Below are 19,272 nucleotides of genomic sequence, written 5' to 3' on the forward strand. Positions count from 1 at the left end.
CGTTAGCCCCGTGCTTCGTCACGACAACAGGGGACCTGACCGCGCATGGCCGGTGGATCGACACGCACCATTCTGATTGCCCTGGGGGCCAACCTCGGGATTGCCGTGGCCAAGTTCGTGGCTGCCGCCTTTACCGGCTCTTCCGCGATGCTGACCGAAGGCGTGCACAGCATGGTCGATTCGACCAACCAGCTGTTGCTGCTGCACGGCCGCTCGCGCGCGGTGAAGCCGGCCGATGCGCTGCATCCCTTCGGCTATGGCCGCGAGCTCTATTTCTGGAGCTTCATCGTCGCGATCCTGGTCTTTGCCCTGGGCGCGGGGGTTTCGGTATTCGAAGGGGTGATGCACATCCTGCATCCCGAGCCGGCGGAAAGCCCGCTGATCGCCTTTGCCGTGCTGGGCGTGGCCTTTGGCCTGGAAGGCTGGTCGATCCTGGCGGCGCTGGGCGATTTCAACCGCGGGCGGCGCGGCACGGTCTGGGCCGCGATCCGCGATACCAAGGATGCGCCCACGCTGGTCATCCTGCTGGAGGATTCAGGCGCGCTGGTCGGCCTGGTCGTCGCCGCGCTGGGCCTGGGCCTCAGCCTGCTGACCGGCAATCCGCTGTGGGACGGGATGGCCTCGGTGGTGATCGGGCTGGTACTGGGCGCGCTCGCGCTGATCCTGCTCTATGAAGCCAAGGGCCTGCTGATCGGCGAAAGCGCCGATCCCCAGCTGGTCGCGGCGATCCGCGCCACCGCAGCTGCCCACACCGGGGTGGTGCGCGTGCACGAAGTGCTGACCGTGCACAGTGCGCCAACGATGGTGACCGTGATCATCAGCGCCGATTTCGACGACACGATCACCGCGCGCGACGTGGAACGCATCGTGCTGGCGATCGAGACCGATGTATCGAGCCGCTTTCCCCTGGTGGCGCGGGTCTATGTTCGCCCGCGCGACAGCGCGACCGAGGCCCTCGACGGCTGAACAGCGGGGCGCTCAGGTGGTCAGGCGATCACGCCATAGAGGTCGTGGGCATCGGCCTCTTCCACCACCACGTCGACGAAATCACCGGCCTTGAGGCTGGCTGGCACGTTGCGCAGATAGACCGCGCCGTCGATTTCCGGGGCATCGGCCTGGCTGCGACCAGTGGCGCCGATATCGCCGTCTTCGTCCGGCTCGCCGACGTCATCAATGATCACGCGGATCGTGCGGCCAACCTTGGCCGCCAGGCGCGCGGCGCTGATCGCCTCGGTCTTGGCCATGATCCGGGCATAGCGCTCTTCCTTGACCGCGTCGGGCACGGCATCGGGCAAGGCATTGGCCGCCGCGCCTTCGACCGGTTCGAACCGGAAGGCGCCGACGCGATCGAGCTGGGCTTCATCGAGCCAGTCGAGCAGGTACTGGAAATCCTCTTCGGTCTCGCCGGGGAAGCCGACGACGAAGCTGGAGCGGATCGCCAGATCGGGGCAGATCTCGCGCCAGGCCTTGATGCGGTCGAGCACCTTGGCTTCGTTGGCCGGGCGCTTCATCGCGCGCAGCACCTTGGGGCTGGCGTGCTGGAACGGGATATCCAGATAAGGCGTGAGCAGCCCTTCCGCCATCAGCGGGATAACCTGGTCGACATGCGGATAGGGATAGACATAGTGCAGCCGCACCCACGGCACCTGGCCATCGGGCGTGCGCAACTGGCCCAACTCGCGCGCCAGGTCGGTCATGTGGGTGCGCACCTCGCGGCCTTTCCAGGTGCGTGTCTCGTGGCGCACGTCCACGCCATAGGCCGAGGTATCCTGGCTGATCACCAGCAATTCGCGGGTGCCGGCGGCCACCAGCTTTTCCGCCTCGCGCAGCACGGCATCGATCCGCCGGCTGGCGAGCTTGCCGCGCAGGTCGGGAATGATGCAGAACGAGCAGGCGTGGTTGCAGCCCTCTGAAATCTTGAGATAGCTGTAATGGCGCGGGGTGAGCTTGACCCCGCCCATGTCGTCCAGCGCCTGGGGGATCAGGTCGAAATAGGGGCCCATCGCCGGCGGCGCGGCTTCGTGTACCGCTTCCACCACGGCTTCATACTGATGCGCGCCGGTCACGGCCAGCACATCGGGGAACCGGGCGCGAATCACCTCGGCCTCGTTGCCCATGCACCCGGTCACGATCACGCGGCCGTTTTCGGCAATCGCCTCGCCGATCGCGGCCAGGCTTTCCTCCTTGGCCGAATCGAGGAACCCGCAGGTATTGACCAGCACGACATCGGCCCCGGCATAGTCCGCGCTCATGGCATAGCCATCGGCGCGCAGGCGGGTGAGGATGCGTTCGGAATCGACCAGCGCCTTGGGGCAGCCCAGGCTGACCATGCCCACGCGCTTGGGCTCGGGGGCGGGGGTGGCGGAATTTTCGCGGGAATCGGGGGGGAGAGTGGCCATTGTGCGCGCGCCCATACGCGCAAAAGGCGCGCGCGTCACCTCATCATGGCTTTTCCCCGGCCTTGCTGGGCTTGGGCGGCGATCGCTGCGACGGATCGTGGAAGGAAAACGATGATTTCCTGTCGCATGTTTGCGCTTTGCGCGCGCTGGGTCTAGGCACAGGCACACACGGGGGCGTGGCACGGGAAAGAGGTGCAATGGGTCCGGTAAACTGGTTTGCAGTGATTTTGGCCGTCCTGGCGGCGCTGGCGGTGCAGGGCCTGTGGTATGGCCCGCTCTTTGGCCGGGCGCGCCTGGCCGAAGTTGGACCGGGCGGGCTGGGCCTGCGCATGGCCCCCTGGCGCACGCTGGCGATCACCGCGGGCCTGCTGCTGGTCAGTTCCACAATGATGGGCCACATGTTCGCCCGCGTCGGCGCGGCCACGCTGGCGGCCAAGCCCTGGCTGTTCTTCATGATGTCGGGCGGCCTGGCCGGCGCCTTTGTCATCCCCGGGCTGTGGATTGGCTATACCCAGCAGCGCACCTCCACGCGCCTGGCGATGATCGATGCCGGCTGCGTCATGCTGTGCTATCTGGCTATGGGCACGGTGTTCTGGCTGCTCGGCCGGTTCTGATATTCTAGAGTCGGCGTAAGGCCTCGCACCTCCCCCCAACCCTCTCCTCTAAAGAGGATGGGGAAAGCGGCGTTAAAGCCCCATCCTCTTTAGAGGAGGGGGTTGGGGGTGGTGGAAACCTCCCGCAGCCTTTCCCGCTACAACCGCACCGGCAGATAGGGCGCCGGATCGCGCGGCACGTTGTCGCGGCGCAGTTCGAAATGCAGTGTCGGCTTTTGCGCTTCGCCGCTGCGGCCGATCCGCGCGATCGGCTGGCGGGCAGTCACGCGCTGGCCCTCCACCACGTCAACCCGGCCAAGATAGGCATAGGCGGTAACCCAGCCGCCGCCATGGTCGATCACGATCAACTGGCCAAAGCGCTGCGGCTCCGTGCCGGCGAACAGCACGCGACCAGCGGCTGCGGCATGAACCGACATGCCGGTAAACGCGGCCAGGTCGATGCCGTTGTTGGCCCGTCCCTGCGCCTGGCGCACGCCAAAGCGCGCCACGATCGTGCCTGATGTGGGCCAGGACAGGCGCGGGGCGCCAGTCTCGCGCTGGTGTGCCGGGGCCGTTTCGGGGGCCGGGCGCAGCGGCGGCGCGGGACGTGCGACAGGCGCCGGGCGGGGTGCCGGCCGAGGCACTGGCGCCGGGCGTGAAGCAGGGTGGGGGGAAGGCGGCACGGCGTCACCTGCTGGCGATGGCCGGCGCAGCACCTGGCCCTGGGTAATCAGATAGGGCAGCGGCACGCGGTTTTCCGCGGCCAGCGCCGCCATCGAAACGCCCATGCGGCGGGCAATCGCGGCAAAGGTATCGCCCGGCTGGACCACATAGGTCCAGGCGATGATCGGGCTTTCATAGGGCGGCGGCGGCGGCGGTGCGGACGGGGCGGGCGGCGCAGCCAGCGATGCCGACGGCAGCAGCGCGAGCAGCAAGCTCAGGCCGCGCCGTTGCATCCGCCCCATGGCGTTCAGCCCTGCGGCACCAGGCGGGTAAGCCCGCCCATGTAGGGTGCCAGCGCCGCCGGCACCTCTACCGAGCCGTCTTCCTGCTGGTAGTTTTCCAGCACGGCCACCAGCGTGCGGCCCACGGCCAGGCCCGAACCATTGAGCGTGTGGACGAATTCGGTGCCCTTGGCATTGTCTGGCCGATAGCGCGCGTTCATCCGCCGCGCCTGGAAATCGCCGCAGTTGGAGCACGAGGAAATCTCGCGATAGGCATCCTGCCCCGGCAGCCACACTTCCAGGTCATAGGTGATGCGGGCAGTCGCGCCCATGTCGCCGGCGCACAGCAGCATCTTGCGATAGGGCAGGTCCAGCGCCTGGAGCACCGATTCCGCCGCCGCCGTCATCCGTTCGTGCTCGGCGGCCGAATCCTCGGGCTTGCAGATCGTGACCAGTTCCACCTTGTCGAACTGGTGCTGGCGGATATAGCCGCGCGTGTCGCGACCGGCGGCACCGGCTTCGCTGCGGAAGCACGGGGTCAGCGCGGTCATGCGCAGGGGAAGCGCGCTTTCGGGCAGGATCTGTTCGCGCACGGCATTGGTCAGCGAGACTTCGGCCGTGGGGATCAGCCAGCGCCCGTCGGTGGTGCGGAACAGGTCGTCGGCAAACTTGGGCAGCTGGCCCGTGCCGAACACCGCCTCGTCCTTGACCAGCAGCGGCGGGGCGCATTCGACATGGCCGTTCACGCCGGTCTGGTGATCGAGCATGAACTGCGCCAGCGCGCGTTGCAGGCGGGCCATCTGGCCGCGCAGGAAGGTAAAGCGTGCGCCCGAAATCAGCGCGCCGGTTTCAAAGTCCAGGCCGAGCGCCGGCCCCAGATCGGCGTGTTCCTTGGGCGCAAAGGCAAAGCTGCGCGGGGTGCCCCAGCGGGCCACTTCCACGTTACCGGCTTCGTCTTCCCCCTCGGGCACGGCATCGGCGGGCAGGTTGGGCAGGGCGGCCAGCGCGGCCAGGCTTTGCGCGGAAAGCTGGCGTTCTTCCTCTTCCAGCGCGGGCAGCGTGGTCTTCAGCGTGGCGACTTCGGCCTTGAGCGCTTCGGCGGTGTCCTTGTCACCCTTGGCCATGGCCGCGCCGATCAGCTTCGAGGCTTCGTTGCGGCGGCCCTGCGCCTCCTGCATCCGCGTGGCCACCTCGCGGCGGCGGGCGTCGAGCGCCAGGATGTCGGCAGAGACGGGGGCCACGCCACGGCGAGCGAGGGCGGCGTCGAAGGCTTGCGGGTTTTCGCGGATCAGGCGGATATCATGCATGGTTGCCGGGCTATGCCCGCAAGGCTGCGCGGATGCAATCGGCCCGATGCGATGAGACTTGCCGGAAAAGGGCAGATCAGGAACAAGGCGCGCATGACGCAGACCCCGCACCGCCTCGCTCTTCAGGTTGCCGATCATCTTGGCATCATCACGCTTGCCCATCCGCCGCTCAATTTCCTCTCGGTGGAATTGCTGGGCGAGATCGCCGATGCGGTGGAGGCCTGCGATGCCGATCCGCAGGTGCGCGCGATCGTGCTGCGCGCGCAAGGCAAGACCTTTTGCGCCGGGGCAGACCTGGTTGGCGGCGCGGCCGGGGAAAGCGGGCCCGATGGGCTGGCCGCGATCCGCCGGCTCTATGACCAGGCGCTGCGCCTGTTTGGCCGGCGCAAGCCGATGATCGCGGCAGTGGGCGGCGCGGCGGTGGGCGCGGGCTTGGGCCTCGCCTTGGCCGCCGATTTCCGCATTGCCAGCCCGGCAGCGCGGTTTTGCGCCAATTTCGTGGCGCTGGGCTTTCACCCCGGCTTTGCCATCAGCCACACCCTGCCGCGCGTGGTGGGGGAACAGCGCGCGGCGTGGATGATGCTATCGGCCGAACGGGTAAAGGGAGAGCAGGCGCTGCAATGGGGCCTGGTCGATCGCCTGGTGCCGGCGGAGGAACTCGATGCGGCGGCGCTGGCCATGGCCGGCGCCGTGGCCGCCAACGGGCCGCTGGCCCTGGCCGAGGTGCGGGCCACCCTGGCGCGCGGCCTGGCGCAGGAGGTGGCGGCCACGCTCGACCACGAACTGGCGCGGCAGGCGCTCTTGCGCGAAACCGCCGATTATGCCGAAGGGGTGGCAGCCGTGTTCGAGCGGCGGCCAGCCCGTTTCACCGGGGCGTGATGCTGCGGCTGCGCTGCCCAAGCGGGATTAGGCCTGGTGCAATTGCTGGCGCAGGTCCTGCAGCGTGCCGGTGATGTGCGCGGCGGCCAGTTCTTCGGCACGGGCGGCATCGCGCGCCAGCCAGGCCTGCAGCAGGCCGTTGTGTTCGTCATGGGCGCGGTCGCCGCGTCCGGCCGGGGCGAGATGGGCCACGGTATAGCGTTCCGACAGGAACTGCAGTCGCTCGATCAGTTGCACGGTCAGCACGCGGCGGCAGGGCCGGGCCAGCGCAACGTGGAACTCGCGGTTGCGCATGGCCACCTGCTCGGCCTGGCCGGCGGCGGCCTTGTCCAGCGCGTCCATCGCGGCGGTGGCGGCGGCGCGTTCGGCGTCGGTGGCGGCCCGTGCCGCCAGGCCAACCGCCGCCGGTTCGATCGCCAGGCGCAGGGCATAGATTTCCTCGGCCTCGTCAGCGCTCATCGCGCGGACGAAGTAGCCACGGTTGGCATGGGAAACCAGCAGGTTCTCCTGCTCCAGCCGCGCCAGCGCCTCGCGCAGCGGGATCTTGCTCACGCCAAATTCGGCGGCCAGCGCATCCTGCCGGATCGGCTGGTCCTGCGCCAACTCGCCAGAGACGACTTTCTCGCGCACGAGATCGAAAATCCGATCGGCCAGCGTGCGCACGACAAGGCTCATTCCCGCTTACTCCAGCAGCCGCGGCGATGGGGGCAATTCCTGTTCCGGCCGGGCGCGACCATATATGCCACGCGCCGGTAACCGCAATGCCTGCCGGCGCTTGATCAATGCGTGGTGCTGACCGTCCAGGTGGCGCTGGTAATGGCAGCGTGGCGGCCGATGTGGGCGGTGATCGCATCGAGATCCGCCAGGTTGGCGGTGGTCGGCACCAGGATCGCGCCAAGTTCGACCTGCGTGTCGCCATCGGTCAGCGTCTCGATCTCGCGGATCGGATAGTGGTGCATGTCGAGTTCCTCGAACAGCAGATCGCGCGCGGTGGCGACGTTTTCCGCCGCGCAGACCACGTGCACGCGATAGAGCGCCTCCGTCTCGCCCGGCGTCAGCGGGCGGCGGTTGACGGCATCGACCAGCGGGCGCAGCAGCGTGTTGCCGGCCAGCACGAAGATCGCAACCAGCACGGCTTCCGCTGGTTTGCGCGCGCCGGCAAAGCTGCCCACCGCCGCCGCACTGGCCCAGAGCGTGGCCGCCGTGTTCAGCCCGCGCACCTGCGTGCCTTCCTTCATGATCACACCGGCGCCGAGAAAGCCGATGCCCGATACGACATAGGAAATAACCCGCACCCCGCCATCCACCCCGGCAACCCGCAGGCCGAGATCGGTGAACGCGGCCGCGCCCACCGCCACCAGCACATTGGTGCGCAGCCCGGCGGTGCGCTGGCGCCATTGCCTCTCCAGCCCGATCAGCGTGCCCAGCACGAACGCGGTCGACAGGCAGATCAGGCTGGTGATCAGCCCGACCAGATCGACATCGAACAGCGCGGCGATCGAGGCCGGATAGGGCAGGGTCTGGGAGGTAACGGACATGACCGGCACCTAGATCAGCCGGCCGGAGAATGCCACCCGCCGCCCAGCGCCTCATAGAAGGCGGCGGTATCGCTCAGCCGCGCGGCCTGCGCCTGGGCCAGGGCCTGGTCGGCCTGAAGCAGGGCGATGCGGGCCTGCAGTTCGGCCGTGGGCGCCACGGCGCCATCGCGGGCCTGGCGTGCGGTCGCTTCCAGGGTATCGCGTGCCGCCTCGCGCGTATCTTGCGCGGCGGCCAGGCCGGCGGCATCGGCTGCAAGCGCGGCGAGCGTATCGGCGACGTTCTGGAATGCGGCGAGCACGGTGGAGCGGTATTGCGCGTCGGCCTGGTCATAGGCGGCGCGCGCCGCGCGTTGGCGGTGGAGCAGGGCGCCGCCGGCAAAGATCGGCTGGGTCAAGCCTGCCCCGGCCGACCAGAACGCATTGGCCGCCGACAGCAGGCTGGACCAGCCCCCGGAATTGCCGCCGGCGCTGGCGCCGATGGTGATCTGCGGCAGGCGGTTGGCGGTCGCGATGCCCACCCCGGCGCTGGCGGCGTGCAAGTTGGCTTCGGCCGCGCGGATATCGGGCCGGTTGCGCACGAGCTGCGCCGGCAGGCTTAGCGGCAGATCGCGCGGCAGCGTTACCTGCGACAGGGCCAGCGGCGGAAGGGGTCCATCGGCCGCGCCCTGTCCGGTGAGATAGGCGAGCAGGTCATGGCTTTGCGCCAGGGCATGTTCGAGCGGCGGCAGCGCGCCTTGCGCCTGCGCCAGTTGCGCCTGCTGCGCCATCAGGTCGACGCCGGCGGCCTGGCCCACGGCCAGCTGGTGGCGGGTGATCGCCAGCAGTTCCTGTTGCAGAGCGATCACCTCGCGCTGCCGATCGACCTGTTCCTGCAGGGCGGCGTGCTGAAACGCGGTGGCCGCCACGGTGTTGATCAGAGTGATCCGCGCGGCCTGCGCCTGATAGGCTTGGGCATCATATTGGGCGCGGGCCTGTTCCACGCTGCGGCGGTTGCCGCCAAACAGATCGAGCGTGTAGCCGACATTCACCTGCGCGGTCTGGAGGCTGTAGGTAAAGCTTGAGTTGTTGGGCACCGGGGCAAGATATTGCGATCCCTTGACGCGGTTGGTGGTGGCCCCGGCATCGACCGTGGGAAACAGCACCCCGCGCTGCGCCAGCCACAGCTCGCGCGCTTGTCTCAGCCCGGCGCGCGTGGCGGCCAGATCGGTATTGGCTGCCAGCGCCCGGTCGATCAGCGCATCGAGCGCGGGGGAGCCGAAGGCGTGCCACCATTCGCCCGCCACCGCGCCCGCTGACAGCACCTGCGTGCCGCCAGCGACGCTCCCAGGCGCAGTGATCGCCGTGGGCGTGGCGGGGGCATAGGCGGTTTGCACAGGCGGCGCGGGAGCGTGGAAATCGGGCCCCACGGCACACCCGCTTGCCAGCACGCAGGCGGCCGCTGAAAGGACTTGCCGCGCGCTCATGCCGCCTGCTCCGGTTCCTGGGCCGGGCGAACCGAGCGGTTGGAAAACAGATCGATCATCACCGGCAACACGATCAGGATCAGCACCGGCGCCAGAAGGATGCCGCCCACCACCACCATGGCCAGCGGGCGCTGCACCTGGCTGCCGATGCCGGTCGATACCGCCGCCGGCAGCAGGCCGACACAGGCCGCGATGCAGGTCATCATCACCGGGCGGAAGCGGGTGCGTGCGGCATGCAGCACGGCCTGCGCCCGGTCCATGCCATTGCCGATCAACTGGTTGAAATAGGCCAGCACCAGAATGCCCTCCATCACCGAAATGCCGAACAGGCCAATGAACCCGATCGCCGCCGACACGCTGAACGGCGTTCCGGTCAGCGCCAGGATCAGCACGCCACCGACCAACGCCATGGGCATCACACTGGCCGCCAGGGCGGTGTCGCGCACCGACCCGAAGTTGAGGAACAGCAGCATGACGATCAGCGCCAGACTGATCGGCACGACCACTTCCAGCCGGGCGAGCGCGGCCTGGAGATCGCCGAATTCACCCACCCATTCGATCCGGCTGCCGGGCGGCAGCTTCACTTCGGCCGCGATCTTGTGCTGCGCTTCCAGCACCGCGCTGCCCAGGTCGCGCCCGCGCACCGAGAACTTGATCGGGATGTAGCGCGACTGGTTTTCGCGATAGATGAAGGAATAGCCTGACACGAGGCTGACATCGGCCACGGTCGAAAGCGGTATCTGGCTGACCCCGCCGGTGGAATTGGGCACTGCCACCGGGATGGCGCGGATCGCGGCCAGATCCTGGCGGAACTGCGGCGCCAGGCGGATCACGATCGGGAAATTGCGGTCAGAGCCATATTCATAAAGGTTGCCCGCCGCTTGGCCACCGATCGCGGCCTGGACCACGGTGTTGATGTCGCCGGGGGCCAGGCCATAGTGCGCGGCCTTGTCGCGGTTGATCTTGATGTTCAGCGTGGGCTGGCCCAGCGCATCGAACACCGACAAGTCGGTAATGCCGGGGATCTTGGCCATGATGGCCTTGATCTGATAGGCAGTTTTTTCCAGCGCCTGCAGATTGTTGCCATAGAGCTTGATCGAGTTGGCGCCCTTCACGCCGCTCGCGGCTTCCTCGACATTGTCTTCGATGTTCTGGCTGAAATTGAACTCCACGCCGGGGAAGGGTGCGGCGAGTTCGGCATTCACCTGGCGGGTCAGCGCTTCCTTGGTCACGCCCTTGGGCCATTGGCTGGCCGGCTTGAGCGGCACGTAGAATTCGGCATTGAAGAAGCCGGTGGTATCGGTGCCGTCGTCGGGGCGGCCAAGCTGGCTGATGACGGTCTTCACCTCGGGATACTTCATCAGCATGTGCCGCATGCGGTTCACCTGGCCTTGCGCCTCTTCCAGGCTGATCGAGGGCGGCAGGGTGGCGCGAATCCAGAAATTGCCCTCTTCCAGCTTGGGCAGGAATTCCAGGCCCAGCCCATGCATGGCGATGCCTGCTGCCAGCAGCAGCGCCGCCATGGTGCCCAGCGCCACCACCCGATTGGCCAGGGCAAAGCGCAGCGCCGGATCATAGACGCGGCGCATCGCGCGCACGATCGGCGTCTCGCGCTCTTCCTCCTCGTCCTTGAGCAGGAAGGCCGAAAGCACCGGCGCCACGGTGAACGTGGCGATCAGCCCGCCGACGATGGCATAGGCATAAGTCTTGGCCATGGGTCCGAAGATGTGCCCTTCCACCCCGGTCAGCGTGAACAGCGGCAGGAAGCCGGCAATGATGATCGCCGCGGCAAAGAAGATCGCGCGGTTGACCTCGGTGGCCGACATTTCGATGATGCCCAGCTTGCCAAAGAAGCTGGCGATGCCGCCCTGGTGATCGAGCGCGCCAGTGGCGGCAAAGCGGGCACGCGGTGGCTGGGCAAGATGGCGGAAGATGTTTTCCACCATGATCACCGTGGCATCGACGATCAGCCCGAAATCGATCGCGCCGACCGACAGCAGGTTGGCCGATTCCCCGCGCAGCACCATGATCAGGATCGAAAACGCCAGGGCAAAGGGAATCGTGGCGGCCACCACCAGCGCGCTGCGGAACGTGCCCAGGAAGATCCATTGCACGGCAAAGATCAGCGCGATGCCGAATACCATGTTTTCCAGCACGGTATGCGTCGTCACGTCGATCAGGTCGGTGCGGTCATAGATCTTTTCGAGATGGACGCCGGGTGGCAGGATGCCCTCGTTGTTGATCTTGTCGACCTCGGCCTCCACCGCCTTGAGCGTGGGCAGGCTCTGCTCGCCGCGGCGCATCAGGATGATGCCCTGGACGATGTCGTCATCGTTGTCCTGGCCGACGATGCCCAGGCGCGGCTGGTTGCCCACCTCTACCGTGGCAATGTCCTTGACCTGCACCGGCTTGCCCGCCGCCGGGGTGGCCACCAGCGTATCGCGGATATCGTCCATCGAATGGATCAGGCCCACGCCGCGCACCACCGCCGACTGCGGGCCCAGGTTGATCGTCTGGCCGCCGACATTGCCGTTGGCATTGTTGATGGCGTTGAGCACCTGGCCCAGCGACAGGCCATAGGCAACCAGCTTGCGCTGATCGATCGTGACCTCGTAGGTCTTGCTCTTGCCGGCCCAGCCGTTGACGTCGATCACGCCCGGCACCGCCTTGAAGCGCCGTTGCAGAATCCAGTCCTGGATGGTCTTGAGATCGGTGACGGAATAGTTCTTGGGCCCGACGATGCGATAGCGATAGATTTCGCCGATCGGGCTGGTCGGTGAAATGCCCGGCTGGGCGCCGCCGGGCAGGGGCGGCACTTGCGACAGGGCATTGATGACCTGCTGCTTGGCCTGGTCATAGTCATAATCGAACGTGAACTGCACGCGCACGTCCGACAGGCCGAACAGCGAGATCGTCTCCACCTTCTTGACATTCTTGATCCCCGCCAGCTGGATTTCGATCGGCATGGTGACGGTGCGCTCGATCTCGCCGGCAGACTGGCCGGGGTTCTGCGTCACCACCTCCACCATCGGCGGCACGGGATCGGGATAGGCCTCGATATTGAGCAGGCGAAAGGCAATGCCCCCGCCCACCAGGAACAGCGCCAGCAGGACCAGCACAAGCACGCGATGGCGCAGGGCCAGGGCAACGACAGGGTTCATGCGTCGCGCTCCCTCAATCCGCCTTGGCGCCACGGTCGATGAACAGGCTGCCCGCCGTCACCACCGTTTCGCCCGGCTTGAGCCCGCTCGTCACCTCGACGATGCCGCCGCCCACCTGGCCCGTGCCGATCGGGCGCAGCATCAGGCGATGGCGGCGCATGTCGGCCACCCAGACGCGCGCGGTGTCCCCTTCAAAGATCACGGCCTCTTCCGGCACGATCAGCGCCTGGCGTGCGCCGCCCGTTTCCAGCGCAAAGCTGACATAGGTTTCAGGCTTGAGCCGCCCATCGGGATTGGCGATCTGCGCGCGTACGGTCAGCCGGCGCGTGGCCGGATCGATCATCGGCGCGACATAGCTCAGCGGCGCGCGCAAGGTGGTGCCATCGGGCAGGCGCACCAGTGCCACCTGGCCCAGGCGGGCCAGCCCGGCGTCTTCCTCGCGCAGGTTGCCGACCAGCCACACGCGCGAGAAATCGGAAATGGTAAAGGCCTGGGTGGCCGCGCCGCCGGTGGCACTGGCCACGTTCTGGCCCATGCCGATCAACCGCTGGGTAACCACGCCGCCCACTGGCGCGCGGACAATCCCTTCGCCATGGCTGATGCTGCCGAGTGCGCGGCGGCGGCCCTGGGCGGCCAGCAGATTGCCTTGCGCGGCGGCAAGATCGGCATCGGCCTGCTGCGCGTCTTTGAGCGCGGCGCCCTTGTTGGCGGCCAGATCGTGCAGGCGGGCGGCATTGGCCTGCGCCACCTTGACCGCGGCGGCGGCGGTCATGATGTCGGCCTCGCTCTGCGCGGCCTCGTTGGCGGCCACGGCAAACAGCGGCTGGCCGGCGCGCACGCGGTCTCCCGCTTTGGCGAACACGCGCGTGACTTGCCCGGTGAACGGCGAAAAGACCGGCGTGGTCAGGTCATCGTCGACCGCGATCTTGCCATCGCTTTGCGTCGCATCGCCCAGCGGGCCGGTCTGTACCGTAGCAAAGCGCAAGGTATCCCACTGCGCCTGCGTGGCGGAAAAGCTACCGTCGCTGGTGGCCGGGGGCGGCGCGGGGGCAGGGTCGCCATCCAGCCCGAACATGCGCGGCGCCAGCCAGCCCCCGGCAGCGACCAGCACGACCAGCGCAGCGGCCAATTGCCATTGCACGCTGCGCGACAGAACCGGCACGGGCCGTTCCGGCTCGTCGGAGGGAAGATGATCCATCATGGCAGGCCTCGATCTTGAAATCGGGCCGGGCCTAGGCAGGCTCGCTTACATCAACCTTACGGCAAAGCGTATTCTGCCAGCGACAGAGTGAAGCACGCCCCGCCGCTGGCGGCGCGGGAAATCAGCAGGCGACCATGATGGACGTGGGCGATGCGCTGCACGATCGACAGGCCCAGCCCGGCGCCGTCGCTGCGGCGATGGTCGGCCCGCCAGAATCGCCGCGCCAGGCGCGTGGCCTCTTCCTCGGTCACGCCGGGGCCGTTGTCGGCAATGCTGATCTGCGCCGGGCGGGCAACGCTGACTTCGATCGCCGTGCCAGGCGGGGTGTGCAGCCGCGCATTGTCGAGCAGGTTGGCAATGGCCATGGCCACCAGGCCGGGGTTGCCGTGGGTCATTACCGTCTCTTCAGCGCCGAACAGCGCGATGCTGCGCCCGCCCGCCAGCACATCGGGCGTGCGATCGGCCACGACCGCCACGGCCAGCCCGGCCAGGTCGAAACGCTCGAACGCGGGCGCGGCATCGTGCTCCAGGCTGGCCAGATCGCGCAACTGGTCGAGCACGTGGGCCATCCGCGCGATCTGCGCCAGCGCCTCGTCGCGCGCCGGCTCCGCGGCCATGCGCCCCACTTCCAGCCGCAGGGTGGCAAGCGGGGTGCGCAGTTCGTGGGCCACGTTGCCGGCAAATTCCTGTTGCAGCGCCAGGGCTGCCTCCACCCGGTCGAGCAGGCCGTTGATCGCGCTGACCATGGCGGTCGCCTCGGCCGGCAGGCCCGCCGCATCGAGCCGGGCGCCCGGGTCCTGCGGGGCCAGCTGCGTGGCGGCCCGCGCCGTGTGGCGCATCCGTCGCAGCAATGGCCACAGCATGGTGATATTGGCCAACGGCATCAGCAGCAGCAGTCCCACCAGCCAGACCAGGTAATGCGCCAGGAAGCTGCGCACCACATCGTCGACCACCGCGCCAGGGCGGGTCTGGTCCTGGGTCACGACGATGCGCACGTTCTGATCGGCAAACGCGCGTGGCACGCTCAGGCCAACCAGCGGCCCGCTGGTCAGGGCTTGTTCGTGCCAGGCCCGGGGCGGCTGCGGCCAGATATCGGGCAGGAAAAACGGGCTGTGGGCCAGAACCTGCCCGCGCGCATCGATCACGGCAAAGGCGCGCCCGTCATAGCCGGTGGCATAGATCGCCATCTCCTCGCGCGGCAGGGCCACCTGCCAATGGCCGCCTGGTGCGGGGATGACATGGCGCGCCACCAGTTCGGCCTGTTGGCGCAAGGTATCGCGCTCGATCGCGCGGACGCTGCTTTCCAGCACGGTGCGTGCGGCAAAGGGCATGGCAAGGCTGGCCACCACAATGGTGATGCCCTCTACCAGCAGGATGCGCGTGAGCAGCGAGGTCGCCGCGCGGCGGACCAGCCGCTTCATGCGCGCGGCTTGATGATATAGCCCACGCCGCGCACCGTCACGATCTCCGCCTCGCCCTGCGCGGCATCGAGTTTCTGGCGCAGGCGATGGACATAGACCTCGATCGCGTTGGAGCCGAGCGGATCGTTGGCGCCGAACAGCTGGTCTTCAGCCAGGCGCTTGGTTACCACCTGTCCTTCGCGGCGCAGCAGGAGGCCGAGCAGCCCGGCTTCGCGCGCCGAAAGCGCCACAACCCGTCCCCCGACCTTGAGCGAGAGATTGTCGAGATCGAAGACCAGGTTGGCGCAGGCGATTTCACGGCCCTGGAACGTGCCGTTGCGGCGCAGGACGGCGCGCAGGCGGGCGAGCAGTTCGTCGGGCGAAAACGGCTTGGCCATGTAATCGTCGGCGCCTGCGTCCAGTCCGGCGATGCGCGCCTGCACCTCGCCCCGCGCGGTGAGCACGACAACCGCAAGGCCATGCCCGGCGCGGCGCAACCGGGCGAGCAGGGCCAATCCGTCGCCATCGGGCAATCCCCGATCGAGCACCAGCGCGGCATAGGTATTGGCAGCCAGGTACAGCTCCGCCTCCTCGCTGCTGGCAGCATGGTCGACAGTCAGCCCGGCACCGGCCAGGCACGCTTCCAGCGCACGGGCGAGGGGGGCATCGTCTTCGACAAGCAGTATGCGCATGCAGGAACCCGGTGATGTCTGGCCACAACAACGGACAGCCCGCCCGGCCCTGCGCCGCCGCTGCCGCATCAGGCGCGCGCTTGTACCTGTGCCAAACGCACGGCGCCGCAAATCCCTGCGCGATACATCCAGATTGGTATGAATTGGGCGGTCGCCGGCTGGCGTGCGAGAAGGCGACCAAGCGTGATGCAGGACATTACCTGCCATGACCATAAAATCCGGATCTGTTGGGATTTTATGGTGGGCGCGACAGGGATTGAACCTGTGACCCCACCCGTGTGAAGGGTGTGCTCTACCGCTGAGCTACGCGCCCGCCGAAATGGCGTCCCGCGGTGGTCGATCGTGTCGACCCCGGGGTGTGGAGGCGGCCTCTAACGGCGTTGCGCAACGTTGACAAGTGGGCATGTGAAGATATTTCGCTCCCCATGACCGATCCAATCGAAACGCCCGAAAACGCGGACGCCGTCGCCGCTCCTTCCACCGCACCTGCCACGTCCGGCGCCGATGTGCCGCCCGATCGCCTGGCGATCAACCCGCGCAGCGCGTTCTTTGACGCCGACAAGCTGGGCCGTGGCGTGGGCATCCGCTTCAAGGGCACTGTGCGCAACAATGTCGAGGAATATTGCATTTCCGAAGGCTGGGTGCGCGTGCAGGCCGGCAAGACCATGGACCGCAAGGGCAACCCGCTGACGCTCAAGCTCTCCGGCCCGGTCGAGGCATGGTATGAAGACCTGGGCGAAGACGCCCCGGTGGCCAAGGCCTGATCTTTGGGTTGTTCGGGTGCCGGCGTTAGCGCAGGCGCCCGATCCCCATGCCGGCGCTGCCCACCCCGGCGCCGCCGGTGCGGCTGGCAATGATGCGGCCGATGGGATCATCGTCGCGCGCTAGGCTGGCCTGATCGCGCCGCGCCGGAGCCGGCAGTGCGGCACTGGCCGCAATAGTGGCCTGCGCCATCCTGATCCGCGCCGTGGTGCGCACGGGCGCGGCCGGTTTCGGCACTGCCGTTTCCACCGCAACGCCACTCAGGAAATCCCTATCGATCGGGCTGCGCGCCGGGGCCGTCGCGCGCGTGGCCATCAACACCTGGCGCTGCACGGCCGGCTGCATCATGCTGCGCGGCGCAGCGCTCGCACTCGCCAGGCGCAGCGGCGTGGCGGTGCCGAGGTGGCGTGCTGGCGGGCGATTGTAGATAAAGCCGTCGACCGGCCAATGCGTGGTGCCCAGGCCCTGGATCGGCGCATACCACACGCGCACCGCGCTCCAGTCGTTGGCGTCGGACACATCGACCGCGCGTACATCGTTTTCCTTTTGCCCGCGCGTGCCGTTGATCGGTGACCAGTTGGCATGGCGCAGCAGCACGGTGCGCGAATCGATCACCCGGCTGACCATGGCGACATGGCCCAGGCGCATCGCGCCATAGGGATGGAAGCTCATCACCGCGCCGGGCTTGGGCGTGAAACCGCGTTCATAGCGGCCCTCGGCCTGGTCCCACCAGGTGTGCGCATCGCCGAACAGCTGGATACCTGAAACCTGCCGGGCATAGGGCACGCATTGCAGGTAAGGCAGCGCGCCGGCGGTATCGGCCGGTGCGCCATCGGATTGATCCGGGCCGGGAATCAGGGCGATCGGGGCCGCTACGGCATCCCCTGGAGCGATCATCCCGGCGATCAGTGCCGCCCCCGCGGCCAGGCCCAACGGCCCTGTTCTTGTCCACCACACCATGGCGCTGTTGTGCCGGCAAATGGTCAATGCCCGCCTGACCGGCTTGGTTAATGGCGGTTTTACGAATCGCGACCAACCGGGCCTGGTATGCAACGCCCGCTTGCCTTTGGCGCCAAGCCGGGCCAACGGGGGCTATGCGTCCCCAGGTTATCATCATCGGACGGCCCAACGTGGGCAAGTCCACTCTGTTCAACCGGCTTGTCGGCAAGAAGCTGGCGCTGGTTGACGACCAGCCCGGCGTCACCCGTGACCGTCGCTTTGGCGATGCGTCGCTGCTGGGCCTTGAATTCACCATCGTCGACACCGCCGGGTGGGAAGACGAAGATCCCTCCAGCCTGCCCGGCCGGATGCGGATGCAGACCGAAGCATCGCTGGAAGGCGCCGACGTGGCGCTGTTCGTGATCGATGCGCGCGCCGGCATCACCCCGCTGGACGAGGAAATCGGCCGCTATCTGCGCGGGCACGATATTCCGGTGATCCTGCTGGCCAACAAGGCCGAGGGCCGCGCCGGCGATCATGGCCTGTTCGAGGCGTTCTCGCTGGGCTTTGGCGATCCCGTGGGCGTTTCGGCCGAGCACGGCGAAGGCTTGGGCGACCTGTTCGAGGCGCTGCTGCCCCATTTTGCCGAGCAGGAAGCCGAGGACGAGGCAGAAGCCACCGACGAGGAGGCCGAGTACGATCCCAAGGCCGTGCTCAAGCTGGCCATCGTTGGCCGGCCCAATGCCGGCAAGTCCACATTGATCAACCGTTTCCTGGGTGAAGACCGCCTGCTCACCGGGCCGGAAGCGGGCATCACCCGCGATTCGATCGCCATCGACTGGAACTGGACCGATCCCAAGGACGGAGAAGAACGCCCGATTCGGCTGATCGATACGGCCGGCATGCGCAAGAAGGCCCAGGTGGTCGACAAGCTGGAAAAGCTGTCGGTGGCCGATGCCCGCCGCGCGATCGATTTTGCCGAAGTGGTCGTGCTGCTGCTCGATGCCACGCGCGGGCTGGAACACCAGGATCTCAAGATCGCCTCGATGGTGCTGGAAGAAGGGCGCGCCCTGCTGATTGCCATCAACAAGTGGGACGTGGCCGAAGATGCCAGCGGCCTGTTCAACGGCGTGCGCCAGGCGCTCGACGATGGCCTGGCGCAGGTGCGCGGCGTGCCGCTGGTGGCGGTTTCGGCCCGCACCGGCAAGGGGCTGGACACGCTGCTGTCGGCCGCCTTTACGCTGCGCGATGCCTGGAGCAAGCGCGTGCCGACTGCAGCGCTTAACCGCTGGTTCGACGATGCCCTGGCGGCCAACCCGCCGCCCGCGCCAGGCGGCCGCCGCATCAAGCTGCGCTATATCACCCAGGCCAAGACGCGCCCGCCCAGCTTCGTGATGTTCGGCACGCGGCTCGATCAGCTGCCCGAAAGCTATCGCCGCTATCTGGTCAACGGCATCCGCCGCTCGCTGGGGTTCGAAGCGGTGCCCATCCGGCTGACGCTGCGCAGCCCCACCAACCCGTTCGCCAAGAAATGACCCGCAACCCCCCGCGCCGCCTGGCAGATGCCCTGTGGCGCGGGGCGCGGGGCCATTGCCCGCGCTGTGACGGCGCGCGCCTGTTTGCCGCCTGGCTGCGCCCGGTGGCACAGTGCCCGGCCTGCGCGCAGGACTGGCGCGGCCATAGCGCCGACGATTTTCCGCCTTATGTGGCGATCCTGATCACCGGCCACGTCATGGCGCCGGTGATTATCGCGCTGGGCCTGCACACCACGCTGTCATGGCCGGTGATGATGGCCGTGTGCCTGACCATCACGGTGACGATGGTGCTAGGCCTGTTGCAACCGGCCAAGGGCGCGGTGATCGCGCTGCAATGGTGGCTGGGCCTGCACGGTTTTGCCGGCGCACCGGGCAAGGCCCTGGCGCCCGGCGCGGCGCCGGCGCGCGAAAGCGCCGCGATCGAGACACGTCCGCGCAACGAAACGTAATTGCTTTAAC

17 protein-coding genes and 1 tRNA gene are annotated in these 19,272 nt (G+C 67.8%); 6 read left to right on the forward strand and 12 right to left on the reverse strand.

Going from position 1 to position 19,272, the window contains the following annotated elements; all coding sequences use genetic code 11:
- Positions 1–45 precede the first annotated feature (45 nt).
- Positions 46–966, forward strand: a complete 921-nt coding sequence (locus C8K14_RS17510) for a cation diffusion facilitator family transporter (RefSeq protein ID WP_054132074.1) — start codon at positions 46–48, stop codon at positions 964–966.
- Between the two features lie 20 nt (positions 967–986).
- Here C8K14_RS17510 and rimO read toward each other — a convergent pair whose 3' ends face one another.
- Positions 987–2,399 carry a 30S ribosomal protein S12 methylthiotransferase RimO gene (rimO, locus tag C8K14_RS17515; RefSeq protein WP_233251131.1) on the reverse strand — a complete coding sequence of 471 codons (1,413 nt, stop codon included), beginning with the start codon at positions 2,397–2,399 and terminating at the stop codon, positions 987–989.
- A gap of 197 nt (positions 2,400–2,596) precedes the next feature.
- Here rimO and C8K14_RS17520 point away from each other — a divergent pair, with 197 nt between their 5' ends.
- Positions 2,597–3,013, forward strand: a complete 417-nt coding sequence (locus C8K14_RS17520) for a DUF1761 domain-containing protein (RefSeq protein ID WP_210426922.1) — start codon at positions 2,597–2,599, stop codon at positions 3,011–3,013.
- Between the two features lie 137 nt (positions 3,014–3,150).
- Here C8K14_RS17520 and C8K14_RS17525 read toward each other — a convergent pair whose 3' ends face one another.
- Positions 3,151–3,957, reverse strand: coding sequence for a M23 family metallopeptidase (locus tag C8K14_RS17525; protein WP_233251132.1), 807 nt, complete (start codon positions 3,955–3,957; stop codon positions 3,151–3,153).
- A gap of 5 nt (positions 3,958–3,962) precedes the next feature.
- Positions 3,963–5,243, reverse strand: coding sequence for a serine--tRNA ligase (gene serS / locus C8K14_RS17530; protein ID WP_107717984.1), 1,281 nt, complete (start codon positions 5,241–5,243; stop codon positions 3,963–3,965).
- Positions 5,244–5,336: 93 nt separating this feature from the next.
- Here serS and C8K14_RS17535 point away from each other — a divergent pair, with 93 nt between their 5' ends.
- On the forward strand, positions 5,337–6,122 hold the full coding sequence (locus tag C8K14_RS17535; RefSeq protein WP_107717986.1) for an enoyl-CoA hydratase/isomerase family protein: 786 nt from the start codon (positions 5,337–5,339) through the stop codon (positions 6,120–6,122).
- A 27-nt stretch (positions 6,123–6,149) separates the two neighbouring features.
- On the opposite strand, the gene C8K14_RS17540 is transcribed toward C8K14_RS17535, so the two are convergent.
- From C8K14_RS17540 to C8K14_RS17575, 8 genes are all read right to left on the reverse strand, one after another.
- On the reverse strand, positions 6,150–6,797 hold the full coding sequence (locus tag C8K14_RS17540) for a GntR family transcriptional regulator (RefSeq protein ID WP_107717988.1): 648 nt from the start codon (positions 6,795–6,797) through the stop codon (positions 6,150–6,152).
- 104 nt (positions 6,798–6,901) lie between these two features.
- On the reverse strand, positions 6,902–7,660 hold the full coding sequence (locus C8K14_RS17545; RefSeq protein ID WP_107717990.1) for an MgtC/SapB family protein: 759 nt from the start codon (positions 7,658–7,660) through the stop codon (positions 6,902–6,904).
- A 14-nt stretch (positions 7,661–7,674) separates the two neighbouring features.
- Positions 7,675–9,123, reverse strand: coding sequence for an efflux transporter outer membrane subunit (locus C8K14_RS17550; RefSeq protein ID WP_107717991.1), 1,449 nt, complete (start codon positions 9,121–9,123; stop codon positions 7,675–7,677).
- Positions 9,120–12,284, reverse strand: coding sequence for an efflux RND transporter permease subunit (locus C8K14_RS17555; RefSeq protein ID WP_107717993.1), 3,165 nt, complete (start codon positions 12,282–12,284; stop codon positions 9,120–9,122). The genes C8K14_RS17550 and C8K14_RS17555 overlap by 4 nt, the downstream gene beginning before the upstream one ends.
- 13 nt (positions 12,285–12,297) lie before the next feature.
- The gene (locus tag C8K14_RS17560; RefSeq protein ID WP_107717995.1) at positions 12,298–13,485 is read right to left on the reverse strand and encodes an efflux RND transporter periplasmic adaptor subunit; all 1,188 of its coding nucleotides are present in this window, start codon (positions 13,483–13,485) and stop codon (positions 12,298–12,300) included.
- A gap of 56 nt (positions 13,486–13,541) precedes the next feature.
- Positions 13,542–14,906, reverse strand: coding sequence for a HAMP domain-containing sensor histidine kinase (locus C8K14_RS17565; RefSeq protein WP_107717997.1), 1,365 nt, complete (start codon positions 14,904–14,906; stop codon positions 13,542–13,544).
- A complete protein-coding gene (locus C8K14_RS17570; RefSeq protein ID WP_107717999.1) occupies positions 14,903–15,577 on the reverse strand; it encodes a response regulator transcription factor in 675 nt (224 codons plus the stop codon). Before C8K14_RS17570 ends, C8K14_RS17565 begins: the two co-directional genes overlap by 4 nt.
- 238 nt (positions 15,578–15,815) lie before the next feature.
- Positions 15,816–15,890 (reverse strand) — tRNA-Val (locus C8K14_RS17575).
- A 112-nt stretch (positions 15,891–16,002) separates the two neighbouring features.
- Between C8K14_RS17575 and C8K14_RS17580 the strand changes: the two genes are divergently transcribed.
- Positions 16,003–16,341, forward strand: a complete 339-nt coding sequence (locus C8K14_RS17580) for a DUF3297 family protein (RefSeq protein ID WP_022675621.1) — start codon at positions 16,003–16,005, stop codon at positions 16,339–16,341.
- Between the two features lie 25 nt (positions 16,342–16,366).
- Here the strand turns inward: C8K14_RS17580 and C8K14_RS17585 are convergent, their stop codons facing one another.
- Complete coding sequence (locus C8K14_RS17585; protein WP_233251133.1) at positions 16,367–17,272, reverse strand: CHAP domain-containing protein; 906 nt, start codon at positions 17,270–17,272, stop codon at positions 16,367–16,369.
- Between the two features lie 161 nt (positions 17,273–17,433).
- Between C8K14_RS17585 and der the strand changes: the two genes are divergently transcribed.
- Both der and C8K14_RS17595 read left to right on the forward strand, forming a co-directional pair.
- Positions 17,434–18,813, forward strand: coding sequence for a ribosome biogenesis GTPase Der (der, locus tag C8K14_RS17590; protein WP_107718001.1), 1,380 nt, complete (start codon positions 17,434–17,436; stop codon positions 18,811–18,813).
- Positions 18,810–19,262: a DUF983 domain-containing protein gene (locus tag C8K14_RS17595; protein ID WP_107718003.1), complete on the forward strand. Its 453-nt coding sequence runs from the start codon at positions 18,810–18,812 to the stop codon at positions 19,260–19,262. The genes der and C8K14_RS17595 overlap by 4 nt, the downstream gene beginning before the upstream one ends.
- Positions 19,263–19,272: the final 10 nt, after the last annotated feature.

It is taken from the genome of Novosphingobium sp. GV079 (genome assembly GCF_003058045.1).
GTDB classification, from domain to species: Bacteria; Pseudomonadota; Alphaproteobacteria; order Sphingomonadales; family Sphingomonadaceae; genus Novosphingobium; species Novosphingobium capsulatum.